This window comes from Chitinophaga sp. (genome assembly GCF_036569125.1).
Classification (GTDB): domain Bacteria; phylum Bacteroidota; class Bacteroidia; order Chitinophagales; family Chitinophagaceae; genus Chitinophaga.
Genome location: NZ_DATCRF010000524.1, coordinates 1 through 12,512, shown reverse-complemented (window position 1 = coordinate 12,512; position 12,512 = coordinate 1). Strand labels below are relative to the sequence as shown.

The window sequence follows — 12,512 nt, the reverse complement described above, 5'->3', positions numbered from 1 at the left end:
CTTTTACAGGGCATGGTGCTTTGCGGCTACACGCCTACGCCGCCACACCGGGATATTCACAAAACCGCCCTGGGCGCCACTGAAACAGTGGACTGGCAATACCTTCCCACCACGCTGGATGCCGTACAGCAGCTACAGGCTGCCGGCTATGCTGTAATGGCTGTAGAGCAGGCCGCGCAAAGCATAATGCTGGATGCATTTACACCACCTGCCAACCAGCCGCTGGCGCTTGTTTTCGGCAACGAGGTATCGGGCGTGGATGCTGCGGTGATGCAGCTGGTGAATGGTTGTATTGAGATACCGCAGAGCGGTATGAAACACTCCCTCAACATTTCCGTTAGCGCGGGTATTGTGGTTTGGGATATCTTTGCAAAGTTGAAAAAATAGCCATTAGCTGTTAGCCGTTAGCAGCTAATAGCCGGCAGCCAATAGCCAAAAGCTCAAAAAATATGATCAGCACCGTTAATAAATACCTTTCGCTGGTAAAGTTCAGTCACACCATTTTTGCCATGCCTTTTGCCATGACAGGCTTTTTTATGGCTACCATAAAAGCGCAGCAGCCTTTTCACTGGCAGCAGTTCGTGCTGGTAGTGCTGTGCATGGTATTTGCCCGCAGCGCTGCCATGGCCTTCAACCGCTGGCTGGATGCGGATATTGACAAACGGAACCCGCGCACTGCGCAAAGGGAGATCCCTGCCGGTATTATAGCGCCGGGTAATGCCCTGTTCTTTGTAATTGCCAATGCCGCGCTGTTCATGCTGTGCAGCTGGTTCATTAACCGTCTTTGCTTTTTCCTGTCGCCCGTAGCGCTGCTGGTAGTGCTGGGGTATAGCTATACCAAACGTTTTACGGCATTGTGCCACCTGGTGCTGGGCCTGGGCCTGTCCCTAGCTCCTATTGGGGCTTTCCTGTCCGTAACCGGCTATTTTGACCTGCTGCCGGTGCTGGTATCGGTACTGGTGCTTTGCTGGGTATCGGGCTTTGATATTATTTATGCCTTGCAGGATGAGGAGTTTGACCGTTCCCAATCCCTTAACTCCATACCGGCCTGGCTGGGCAAACCAGGCGCGCTGCGCTTTTCCGAAGTGCTGCACATTATAGCCGGTATCATTGTGTTAGGCATTGGTGTAATGGGCCATTTTCACTGGCTGTACTGGATAGGCGCCGGCGTATTCATTATTATGCTGGTATCCCAGCATTTGCTGGTAAAACCGCATGACCTGAGCCGGGTAAACCTGGCCTTTATGACCACCAATGGCATTGCCAGCGTGGTATATGCTGTATTTGTGATCAGCGATATGCTGATCATCGGGTAATACTGTTTTCTTTTTAAACGCATCTACAAATAAATTATGGGGCGCATCCTGGCCATTGATTACGGAAAAAAAAGGACCGGCCTGGCCGTTACAGATCCACTGCAGCTGATTGCCAGCGGGTTAACGACGGTGCTTACGCACGACCTGATCCCTTACCTGAAAAAATATTTTGCACAGGAAACCGTGTCTGAGATCATTATTGGCGAGCCCAAGGGCCTGGATGGTAATGCTACGGATGCTACTGCCCTGGTCACCGAATGCATCCGCATCCTGCAAAAAAATTTCCCGGATATGCCGGTGAAAAAAATAGACGAGCGTTTTACCTCCAAAATAGCGTTCCGTTCCATGATAGACAGCGGCCTTAAAAAGAAAGACCGGCAGAACAAGGCCCTGGTGGATGAGATCAGCGCCACTGTTTTACTTCAGGAGTACTTGCAGTACAAGTAGTTAGCTGTTAGCAGTTAGCTATTAGCTGTTGGCAGTTGACAGTCATGGCCGCTTCTCCACAGTTATGCTTGCTATTAATGCACATTATTGCTTATGCCTGCTGTTCCATTATATATTCAACATACGCTCTACCCTCTAAGAGCTAACAGCTAATAGCTAACTGCCAACTATTTATTACCTTTGCCCCTCTTTAAAAATATTATTAGCAATGATATTACCCATTGTAGCGTACGGCCACCCGGTGCTTAGAAAAGTTAGTGAAGATATTACTCCCGACTATCCGCAGTTGCAGCAGTTTATTGCCAATATGTGGGAAACCATGTATGGTTCCAGCGGGGTAGGACTGGCCGCGCCGCAGGTGAATAAGCCGATCCGCTTATTTGTGGTAGATAGTGAGCAGATCATTAATAACCTGGAAGACGACGAAAAAGCCGATTACCCCGGCGACCAGGGCGTTAAACAGGTATTCATTAATGCCCATATAGTAGATGCTGAAGGCAAGGAATGGCCCTATAATGAAGGCTGCCTGAGCATCCCCAAGATCCGGGAGGATGTGTACCGCCCCGAAACCATCCGCCTGCGTTATGTAGATGAACATTTTCAACCGCACGAACAAACCTTTCACGGCATTACAGCCCGTGTGATCTTCCATGAATATGACCACCTGGATGGTAAGCTGTTCATCGATTACCTGAAGCCCCTGAAGCGCAGAATGCTAAAAGGGAAGCTGGAAGATATCTCCAAAGGGAAAATAAGCACCGATTACAAGATGATTTTCTATAAATAAAATAGATGAAAATTTTGTAATGTAAAATAATCCTGTTATTTTGGACACTGCTTTTACTTAACTATCCCTGTGTCCAACTTGAGACCCTCTCTTACATATACAGAAGCTGAACTTGTTCAGGGATTAAAATCCCGGGACGAGAAGGTTTTCAGTTACTTATATGATCATTACTCTCCGGCTTTGTACGGTGTGGCCCTTAAAGTGGTGAACGATGAGAACATCGCGGTAGATGCATTACAGGAGATCTTCCTCAAGATCTGGCGTAGCGCAGAGCGTTATGATCCGGACAAGGGACGCCTGTTCACCTGGATGCTGAACATTGCCCGCAACACGGCTATTGATACGCTGCGCTCACGTGCGCATAAGCTGGATCAGAAAATGCAGGAGCTGGGTAATGCTACTTTGCAATGGGAAAAACTGAGCGTACAGCAGTCCGTAGACCACCTGGGCCTGTCCAAAGTGCTGGACCAGCTGAACAAAGAGCAGCGGGTGATCATTGACCTGGCCTATTACCGCGGCTGCACACAAGATGAAATTGCCAAACTACTGGACATACCGCTGGGCACTGTTAAGACAAGAATGCGCAATGCCATTATTCAATTAAGGAATCTCTTAAAACAGGTGTAATCAAGGTGGATGTACAACGCTACATATCGTCCGGTATCATTGAAAGCTATGTGGTAGGCCTGCTTCCCGCACAGGAAGCCCGGGAAGTGGAGCAGGCTATAAGCCTGTACCCCGAAGTAAAGGCAGCAGTAGAGGCCTGCCGTCAGGATATGGAAAGATATGTGCAGCTGCATGCCGTTACGCCGCCAAAAGGCATCCGCAAACGCCTGATGGAAGTAATAGATAAGGAAGATTCCGCAGAAGGGGAAACCCTGCTGCCGGAGGAGCTGCGGGAGCCGGTGCCGGAAGAAGACGCCCCCTCAAAAGGTTTTAAACTCTCCATTCCGAGGGAACGGATCTGGCAATATGCGCTGGTACTGGCAGTTGTGCTGCTGATCATTAGCCTGGTCATGAATGTGCGGTATGCCGATCGCTATAAAGCAGCTGAGCAGCAATACGAAGAGCTGGTTGCCACCCACAATAAAGTCACTGCTGATCAGGAGTCTATACAATCAAAACTGCAGCATACGGAACGGGAGCTGGTACTAATGAAGGACCCGGCCTTTAAATGGATCAAGCTTTCCGGTAACAGTAAACATGCCGGTCAGTTTGCCACCATATGCTGGAACCCCCAATCCAAAGAAGTGTACCTGCTGGCGCAAACCCTGCCGGAACCTGCCGCAGATCAGCAATATCAGCTGTGGGCCATGGTGAATGGCAAGCCGGTGGATGCCGGTGTGTTTGAAATGGGACCGCAGCGTACCGCCCTGCAAAAAATGAAGGACCTGGCTGCCTCGCAGATATTTTTCATTACCCTGGAAAAAAAAGGTGGTAACACCAACCCTACCCCGGATCAGGTGTTTGTAAGCGGCAAAGTAAATGGCTGAGCAATGCTTTATTAATAATGAGCCATTAATAATTAACTGATTTTATTATATTAAAATTTTACGTGTATACTTAGTTGTTAATTATCCCGTATTCACTTTTAATTATTAATTAATTCCTTATCTTTCAATCTCATTTTACCCCATAATCTTGCCTCCTTTAGAATCAGTGAATTTTATACAGACCAGCCCATTCTGAAAGCAATTGCTTAACAGGTACCGGCTACTGTTACCTTAGGAAACCTTTTAAATAACCAGCAGACTAATAGTGGAATCCGATTATACATATACGGAAGCAGAATTAATTCAGGGACTGAAAGCCAGGAACCAGCGCGTATTCGGCTATTTATATGATCATTATTCACCTGCCCTGTACGGGGTTGCATTGAAAATACTGAATGATGAAAATGCAGCCGGCGATACGCTGCAGGAAGTGTTCCTGAAAATATGGCGCAACATAGACCGCTATAACGAGGAAAAAGGAAGGCTGTTCACCTGGATGCTGAATATTACGCGCAATACAGCCATTGATATGCTCCGGTCTAAAGCCCACCGGTTTGAGCAAAAAATCCAAGATGTCGGGGACGACGTACATTTATATACAGGTCACCTAGCCGTTTACCAATCTACTGATCATCTGGGACTTTCAAAAGTTTTGGAAAAATTGAACAAAGAACAGCGTATAATCATTGACCTGTCGTATTATAAAGGTTGCACGCAAGAAGAAATATCTACCATATTGAACATACCTTTGGGTACGGTTAAGACCAGAACACGCCTGGCGATGATCAAATTAAGGAATCTTTTAAAAACTTTATAAAACAGTGAGCTTAGAGCGTTTTATATCCTCCGGCATCATTGAATTGTATGTAACCGGGATGGCCTCGGAAGCCGAAGCTAAAGAGTTAGAAGCCGCTATGGTAGCATATCCTGAGCTGGAAAAGGAAATAGAATCCTGCCGCCGGGACCTGGAGCAGTATGTAAGCCTGCAGGCCATTGCACCACCGCCTGCAATTAAAGATCATTTGCTGCGTATGGTAGCAGATGAAACAACGAAATGCGAGAAGCCGTAGCTCTTTAACTCTTCATTAACAAAATAATTTCCTGTGCATGCACCCGCATACACAGGTGGGCAAAGTAGTTCCAATCTGTAAATTTGCTTAACCCTTTATTAACAAAACCCTTCCCGCACAAGCATCATATCAATATATTATTTAGCACAGGCACCCTCATTCCGCCATTAATTACATTTTTGCTATTTTGCAGGAATGCAGAAGTTTTTCGTGGTTGTTACCGGTTTTCTGATAACCGGGCTGTTACACTTTAATAATACCTATGCCCAGGATACTGCCCGTTATAAAGGAATGACTGTGAACCTGGATGAAGTGGTCGTGAATGCCAAACGTATAGGCTTTGACGTTAATAGTTTTATTAAACGGGTGGAAGAAGATACCACCTTTTACCGGGCCTTTAAGAACCTGCGCCTGCTGGGCTTTACCGCCGATAACGATATTCGTATATACGATAACGATAAGCAGGTAAAAGCTTCCCTGAAAAGCGAAACCCGCCAGACCATGAATGGCCTTTGCCGCACCATGCAGGTAATTAATGAAAAAGTTACCGGCGATTTTTATACCTCCAAAGGCAATTATAACTACTATACTGCCGAGCTGTATGCCGGCCTGTTCTTCACAAAAGGTACCGCCTGTGTGGATGCAAACGGCAATGGCCCCGAGCAGGGCGGCGGCAGTATGCAACGGCATAAGGCCCAGTTAAAACAGCTGATCTTTAATCCCGGCAAACCCGTACGCGGCGTACCTATTGTAGGGCCCAAAGTAGCCATCTTTAACCCGGAAGTAATGCGCTTTTATGATTTTTTCATTACTGCGGAAAATTACCTGGGCGTATCCTGCTATGTATTTGCCGCCCGTGCAAAAAAAGACCTGGGCCGCATAGACCGGGGCGATGTGGTGATCAATGAGCTGGTAACTTATTTTAATAAGGAGAACTTTGAGATCGTAGGCCGTAAATATTCGCTCTCTTACAAAACGTTGTTATTTGATTTTAACGTGCGTATGAATGTGGAGATGACCAAGAAGAATGATCTTTTAATACCGGCTTTGGTTACGTACGATGGTACCTGGGATGTACCTTTCAAAAAGCGCGAGACTGCTGCGTTTGTGGCAAGGTTTCACGTAGACTGATGTGCTGATGTGCTAATATGCTGATGTGCTGGTGTGCTGGTGTATGCGATTGAAGTGGAATAGAGAATTATTTTTAAATAAAAAAGGTGCAAATGAATAGTTCATTTGCACCTTTTATTTTATTAGTAAAATAGCTACTTAAGCAAGAATCAGCACATCAGCATATTAGCACATCAGCACATTAATACACGATCGTAACGGCGCCGGTTTTCCGGAACGATTGCTGTGTGCTGGCGCTCGTATATTCCATTACCCACACATAGGTGCCAACGTTCAATTGCACACCGTTCTGCCGCCCGGTCCAGCTAACCTGCGGATCGGTACTGTAAAAGATCCGCTGTCCCCAGCGGTCGTACACGCTGAGCTTAAAGTCCGATAACAGGCATCGGTAAATGGGCCGGAAATAATCATTCTTCCCATCGCCGTTAGGAGTGAACGCATTCGGCAGCCATACCTGGCACTCGCAATCTTTTGCCAGCACCAGTACCGAATCTGTAGCGCGGCCACAGGTGTTGTTAGCTACTACCGCATAGTAACCGGGCTCGGTTACCATAAAAACAGGAATGTTGGTACTATCCTGCCATTTATAATTAGTGCCTGCGCCTTTGGGGTAAAGCCGTATCTGCTCTCCCTTACATATGGTACTATCAGGTCCCAGGTTGATGTGCAAAGTATCATCATAAGTTACGTGGATGGTGTCAGAAGAAATACAGCGGCCTATTTGCGCCCGTACATAAAAGTAACCGGGTTCGCGTACATAATAGGTGGCCTGGTCGGAGCCGTCCTGCCACAGGTACTGGCCCTGCCCGAAATCGGCGGTAAGCACCAGGAACTCGCCTTTACAAATAGTGGTATCACCGCCAAGGTTCACGCCGCGCAGGCGGTTGTAGTCAACCCGCACGGTATCCAGCACCTCGCATTCATTATCTACTTCTATAAACACCCAGGCATCAACCGGGCTGCTTACCCTTACCGTAGGGTTCCTTGAACCGTTAAACCAGCTGTACCCGGAGGCGCCGGCTACCTGGGGCGCCAGCACAATAGTTTCCCCGGGGCATAACAAGGTATCGGGGCCCATGGTAAAGGGGTGTTCATGCCCACCAAAGTTAATGGTCACGGTATCGCGGAAAATGCCGCAGCCGCCTGCGTTTACCTGCACCATGTAGGTGCCGCTGGTGGTTACAACATAGGTGGAGGCATTTTCTCCTGCTATGGGTGTAAAATCCCGGTACCACTGGTAGTTACCATCCTGCGAGGTGGCATCCAGGCGAATGGCCTCGTTAATGCACAGCAGGTGGTCATCGCCCAGCTCAATTTCCGGGATAGGTGTAAAGAACACGTTCACAGAATCCGGTACCTCGCAGCCATTGATCTTTACCCTGTAGGTGCCGGTGGTATCTGCTACAATGGTGGCGCCTACGGAATCTTTCCGTGTCCACTCGTAGGTGGCGCCGGCTACCACTGGCGCGCTGAGAACAATGGTTTGTCCTTCGCAAAGCGTGGTATCAACCGGTTCAGGAAAATTGTAGGGTACAGGCTGTACTACGGTGATGGAAACGGTAGTAGTATCAGCTACACCGGCCCGGTAAGCAATAAGGGTAACGGTATAGGTACCAATAGTGGCGTACTGGTGGCTGCCGATCATTTTATCGGAAGTGTTCTGTACACCGGAGGGCGGATCGCCAAAGTCCCACAATACGGAATCAATGGTCTCATCCTCCGTAGTAATGGCGAACTTGATATCTGTGTTCACACAGGTACTGGAGTAGGTAAAAGGCGTCAGCCACGCGCTCCTGGCAGGGGCGGCATACGAATATTGTGATGTGGCCATGCTGATACAAACGGCTACCAGGAGTATCAGCGGACATAGGATACGGCAGTGAATAAGGCTTCTCATGTATAGGACATGGGTATTGGCACTAAGTTAATAGAAATATAAATATATAATACTTTTTTTTCATAGAAAAACAGATGATAATGTAGTAACTTATTCATTATCATTAACATCAGATTAGCAAAAAAACATATTCAGAACCTTAACTTTGTTCATGAGGGATAAGTGCATCATGTATGCATATCAAGGTAGTCTTAAGGGGCTACCTTATTTTTTGGGAGCAGCACCGGACAGGTATATGAACCAGCCCTCTCTCTTGTTTCAGCCAGGTGTCGGTATATTTTTAAGCGAACTCGGTATTATGTTAAAAACGATGGAAGAAAGATTTTATTGAAAACCCATACAGTATTTCTCACAGGACAAATTATCACAGGATTATATTATAAACAGGATCACTTCTCTGGCAAAGATCGTTCGTTTTACAATACGATCAGTTTTGCTGTTGCTAAAAGTATTTTTGGTAGCTGGAGGAGGGCGGCGCTTTGTGTAGGGGAGCCTGGGTTATCAGGGTACTAGCTGCACACCTGTTGCCTGGTAACTATTATTCTGTTCTCTGTAAATTTATACCTACTGTTTATACTTGAATAAACTATCAATCTAAATTGAAACTAATTGATAATGTGATAATTAAATTAATTTTCGTTAACAATTGATTAGCGGTTTATTTGATTTTGCTGTCTTATTTTTGATTTAATGAGAGATGAGGAGAGCGGCTTGCCGCCGCTCTCCTAAAGTCCGCCCTTCGGGGCGGATTTTTTTGTGTAGTGTAGCCGGTAATGTTACAAGTAGTTAAACCGGGGGTAATGAAGATCTTCGTTACTATTACGGCAAAGAGGTAATGCGGCATTTTATCTATCGCTGTTATTTTTACCGGCTGCCTGCTGCTACTTATACCGTCTTTTTCCCGCAGGCTGTTAAAATCACCCGGCAGGGATTTCAGCTACGTAGGAGGCACTGCTAATTAATACCGTCATTTTTCTGCACGCTGTTAAAATTACCCGGCAAGGGATTTCAGCTACGTAGACTTCATACATCATTTTTTCCGCACCCTGTTAAGATCACCCGGCAAGGATTTCAGCTACATAGACTTCATGCATCATTTTTCCACACCCTCTTAAAATGACCCGGCAAGGATTTCAGTTACAGACTTCATGCATCATTTTTCCGCATGCTGTTAAAATCATCGGGCAGGATTTTAGCCATATAGACTTTATATATCATTTTCTCCGCATCCTGTTAAGATCACCCGGCAAGGATTTCACCTACATAGACTTCATACATCATTTTTCCGCCCCTGTTAAAATCACCGGCAAGGATAGTATTTATGAGATGGACATCCCTGATTAAACAGGAGAAGCGGGTTGACACATAGCAGAATTAGCCGCACTTATACGTTTTTTGTTCACTGATAAATTAACTCCTAAATTAAAATGCAAACGATTGATAATGTAATAATTAAATTGATTTTTCCATTAACAACTGATTAGCGCTTTATTTGTATTGAGCGCCTTATTTTTGTTTCACATTTGAGAGATGTGGAGCGGCGGCAAGCCGCCGCTCTCCTAAAGTCCGCCCTTCGGGGCGGATTTTTTTATGCACAATGTAAGCCGGGTAATAAGTTTTCCTCTGGCTATTATAACAAAGAGGTGATGCGGCATTTTATCTATCACCTTAAGCTGTTATTTTCCGACGCCGCACTACTACTTAGTCCCTCATTTTTCCCACACGCTGTTAAATGATCCGCAAGGATTCAGCTACATAGATTTCATACATCATTTTTCCACCTCCTATTAAAATCACCGGCAAGGACCTTCAGCTACATAGGAGGTAAGTAATCCAGGTTTGGAGCATAATAGAATTAGCAGTATTTATAAGATGGACATCCTTGATTAAGCAGGAGAAGCAGCTTAACGCATAGCAGAATTAGCAGCACTTATACGTTTTGTTTACTGATAAATTAACCCCTAAATTAAACTGCAAACGATTGATAATGTAATAATTAAATTAATTTTTCCATTAACAAATGATTAGCGCTTTATTTATATTTAGTGTCTTATTTTTGTTACACAGAGATAGAGATGCAATGGTACCAATAAATAGCCCTTTCGGGATGTTTATTTTAATAATATTTGCGATGAGAGAGCAAACAGCGTGTGCTTACACGCTAACGGCAGTCCTGATTAACGGGCTGCCGTTTTTTTTACTAGAATTATTTGTGGAGAGGAGAACGTTAGCCCCTCCCGCTCACCACCGTTTGCTTTCTCAACAGATCAATCACCACCACTGCCCCAATCAACGCAGGGAAAAACAACAGGAATGAACGCTGTAATAGAGTAAACACCGGTAAGCCTGCCGGCACAATCTTTCCAAACAACACAGAAATACTTAGCTCCGCAAAACCGCTGCCACCGGGGCTGGGCGCAAAATAGATCATGAACTGGATCAGCACCTGGATGGAGATCACCTGCATTAAACTGGCATGTACCCCCAACCCTAACAGTATAACATATTGCATGCAATACTTATTCAGGTAAAGCAGGGTTGTAATTAATAAGCTCAGCGGAAAAAGAAAAGGATGCTGTTTAACAATAATACTGCAGGCTTGCTGGTACTTTGCAATGTTCTCATATGCGCGTTGTGCCCAGGCGGCCAGCTTATCCTTACGTGCAGGCAGCAGCACCGATAAAACACCTGCTATTTTTTTAATGATGCTGCCCACCCAAACCGGTTTCCAGAAGGCCAGCAAAAAGGCGGATAAAAATAACAGGAAAAAGCTGAACCCATATTTTAACATGGCCGGCACCATACCGCTCACCGTACTGGTATCCATAAGCATAATAGCTATAAAACCGGCCAACGGCATAAAAATAAGGGTGGCCCCCATGTTGATCAAACTCACCGCAAATGCATTTACAAAAGATACTCCCTTGCTGGTATACACAAAGATCTGTGCCGGCCCTGCGCCGCCATGAGCCGGTGTTACAGCCCCCATAAACATGTTCGCCACATTGGCTTTAAAGCTTACCCATTGTGATACTGCCGGATTAAGCTTACGAATGTAAATGTGATTACGCCAGCTGCCCAGCATCAGGTCTATAAAAAGCATCAACAGGCAAATAACAATGTACCGGTAAGAGATATGCGATAATGCCTGAATGGTTTGGCCCGTATTGTTATAAAAAAAAATAGCCGCTATGGTTAGTACCGTGATCAATGCCAGCCAGAGGCTGCCTTTTATAATAAGCTTTTTATTAAAAACAGATGATATGCCGGGTTGTTTATAATTTACTTCTGACATCATATAATTAGTGATTTAGTTCAGGGCCTCTCCTTCCGAAACAGCGGTGCTGATCCCTTTCCATTTTAAGATGCTGTTAAACAGATCCGCTGTGCGGGCAGGATGTGTATGCCAGTGCTTTTGATTGTAGATGAGCGGCACATGCATATGTGAGCGGTGCAATGAGCCGTGCGAGCCCAGGTGTTCGGGATATTCCCAGAAATCACGCAGGTCATAGCCGGTGCGGGCGCTCACTACAAGATCCCCTGCCCTGCGGCTTTGGAACAGCTGCTGTACCTGGTAAAGTGAATCGGGATACTCGCTATCGAAGGTGGCTTCCAGAGCTGCCCGGTGGCCATTCACACAAAGCTCCCCGCCTAACTTAAGCGGATCAGCACTTTCCGGATAGTAGGCAAAAGTTTGGTCCCTTACTTCAAGGGTAGCTTTACCATCAGCATTATGCACTACAAAGCTTTGAGAAGTGTTACCGCGGTAAATAACAAGATCCACGGCTTTTTCTGCCAGCAGCTCATTTAACCGTGCGCTGCCCATAATACTCAGGATCTCCTTTTCGCGCAGCACATGATCACCTTCATGGTTCAACAGGTGAATGCTGCCAAAAGAATTGCCCGACACCATAACAGCCGATTTGGGATTGCTTTTCCAGATGGTGGGATAATACACGGATTTCAGATCGTGCTGTGTCATCCATTCGCCCAGGTCAAGATGTGTATCCGTTGGCGTTAGCCCATGGTCAGATGTGAGGATGAACAGTGTATCCTGCCACCATCCCTTTTTCTCCAGCAGGGTCCTTACTTCGCCCAGGCTGTTATCTGCTATCTGGTAGGCCTCAATGGTACGCGGGTCACGGATATGGTGGTAATGGGAATCCCAGTCAACACTTGGAAATACTGCAAACAAAAAGTCAAAGTCGTTACCTGCCTGCAGCATGTCCATAATACGCCGGTGGCCCTGCTCATCAACGGGGTGATGCCGTTTCCAGAAATGAGCACGTGTGTATAACAGACCCTTCCCCTTTTTACCCAGGTCATTTGCAGGGGGTATATTACGGGTGATCATATTATACAGGTTATATG

The 12,512-nt window shown here is 46.1% G+C and carries 12 protein-coding genes; 9 read left to right on the top strand and 3 right to left on the bottom strand.

The genetic code is table 11. The features are described from left to right. The 9 genes from VIM87_RS19790 to VIM87_RS19750 form a co-directional block, all read left to right on the top strand. A partial coding sequence (locus VIM87_RS19790) for a TrmH family RNA methyltransferase (RefSeq protein WP_331998673.1) occupies positions 1 to 387 on the top strand: 387 nt, incomplete at its 5' end. 62 nt (positions 388 to 449) lie between these two features. Continuing rightward, positions 450 to 1,316, top strand: coding sequence for a UbiA-like polyprenyltransferase (locus VIM87_RS19785; protein ID WP_331998672.1), 867 nt, complete (start codon positions 450 to 452; stop codon positions 1,314 to 1,316). A 36-nt stretch (positions 1,317 to 1,352) separates the two neighbouring features. Next, positions 1,353 to 1,763 carry a Holliday junction resolvase RuvX gene (gene ruvX, locus VIM87_RS19780; RefSeq protein WP_331998671.1) on the top strand — a complete coding sequence of 137 codons (411 nt, stop codon included), beginning with the start codon at positions 1,353 to 1,355 and terminating at the stop codon, positions 1,761 to 1,763. 208 nt (positions 1,764 to 1,971) lie between these two features. Further along, positions 1,972 to 2,550: a peptide deformylase gene (gene def / locus VIM87_RS19775; protein ID WP_331998670.1), complete on the top strand. Its 579-nt coding sequence runs from the start codon at positions 1,972 to 1,974 to the stop codon at positions 2,548 to 2,550. Positions 2,551 to 2,619: 69 nt separating this feature from the next. After that, complete coding sequence (locus tag VIM87_RS19770) at positions 2,620 to 3,177, top strand: RNA polymerase sigma factor (RefSeq protein ID WP_331998669.1); 558 nt, start codon at positions 2,620 to 2,622, stop codon at positions 3,175 to 3,177. A gap of 5 nt (positions 3,178 to 3,182) precedes the next feature. Continuing rightward, the gene (locus VIM87_RS19765) at positions 3,183 to 4,043 is read left to right on the top strand and encodes an anti-sigma factor (protein ID WP_331998668.1); all 861 of its coding nucleotides are present in this window, start codon (positions 3,183 to 3,185) and stop codon (positions 4,041 to 4,043) included. 265 nt (positions 4,044 to 4,308) lie between these two features. Continuing rightward, positions 4,309 to 4,860, top strand: coding sequence for an RNA polymerase sigma factor (locus tag VIM87_RS19760; RefSeq protein WP_089913848.1), 552 nt, complete (start codon positions 4,309 to 4,311; stop codon positions 4,858 to 4,860). A 4-nt stretch (positions 4,861 to 4,864) separates the two neighbouring features. Then, a complete protein-coding gene (locus VIM87_RS19755) occupies positions 4,865 to 5,113 on the top strand; it encodes a hypothetical protein (RefSeq protein ID WP_331998667.1) in 249 nt (82 codons plus the stop codon). A gap of 195 nt (positions 5,114 to 5,308) precedes the next feature. Further along, the gene (locus VIM87_RS19750; protein ID WP_331998666.1) at positions 5,309 to 6,244 is read left to right on the top strand and encodes a hypothetical protein; all 936 of its coding nucleotides are present in this window, start codon (positions 5,309 to 5,311) and stop codon (positions 6,242 to 6,244) included. A 181-nt stretch (positions 6,245 to 6,425) separates the two neighbouring features. On the opposite strand, the gene VIM87_RS19745 is transcribed toward VIM87_RS19750, so the two are convergent. The 3 genes from VIM87_RS19745 to VIM87_RS19735 form a co-directional block, all read right to left on the bottom strand. Beyond that, complete coding sequence (locus VIM87_RS19745; protein WP_331998665.1) at positions 6,426 to 8,141, bottom strand: gliding motility-associated C-terminal domain-containing protein; 1,716 nt, start codon at positions 8,139 to 8,141, stop codon at positions 6,426 to 6,428. Between the two features lie 2,227 nt (positions 8,142 to 10,368). After that, positions 10,369 to 11,439: a flippase-like domain-containing protein gene (locus VIM87_RS19740; protein WP_331998664.1), complete on the bottom strand. Its 1,071-nt coding sequence runs from the start codon at positions 11,437 to 11,439 to the stop codon at positions 10,369 to 10,371. A 12-nt stretch (positions 11,440 to 11,451) separates the two neighbouring features. Then, the coding region (locus tag VIM87_RS19735) for an alkaline phosphatase family protein (RefSeq protein ID WP_331998663.1) at positions 11,452 to 12,512 on the bottom strand (1,061 nt) is incomplete at its 5' end.

Bases quoted from the DNA above. Each gene is read 5' to 3' on its own strand.
- ruvX (WP_331998671.1), top strand. From the start codon at position 1,353: ATGGGGCGCATCCTGGCCATTGATTACGGAAAAAAAAGGACCGGCCTG.
- VIM87_RS19740 (WP_331998664.1), bottom strand. From the start codon at position 11,439: ATGATGTCAGAAGTAAATTATAAACAACCCGGCATATCATCTGTTTTT.
- VIM87_RS19785 (WP_331998672.1), top strand. From the start codon at position 450: ATGATCAGCACCGTTAATAAATACCTTTCGCTGGTAAAGTTCAGTCAC.
- VIM87_RS19745 (WP_331998665.1), bottom strand. From the start codon at position 8,141: ATGAGAAGCCTTATTCACTGCCGTATCCTATGTCCGCTGATACTCCTG.
- def (WP_331998670.1), top strand. From the start codon at position 1,972: ATGATATTACCCATTGTAGCGTACGGCCACCCGGTGCTTAGAAAAGTT.
- VIM87_RS19750 (WP_331998666.1), top strand. From the start codon at position 5,309: ATGCAGAAGTTTTTCGTGGTTGTTACCGGTTTTCTGATAACCGGGCTG.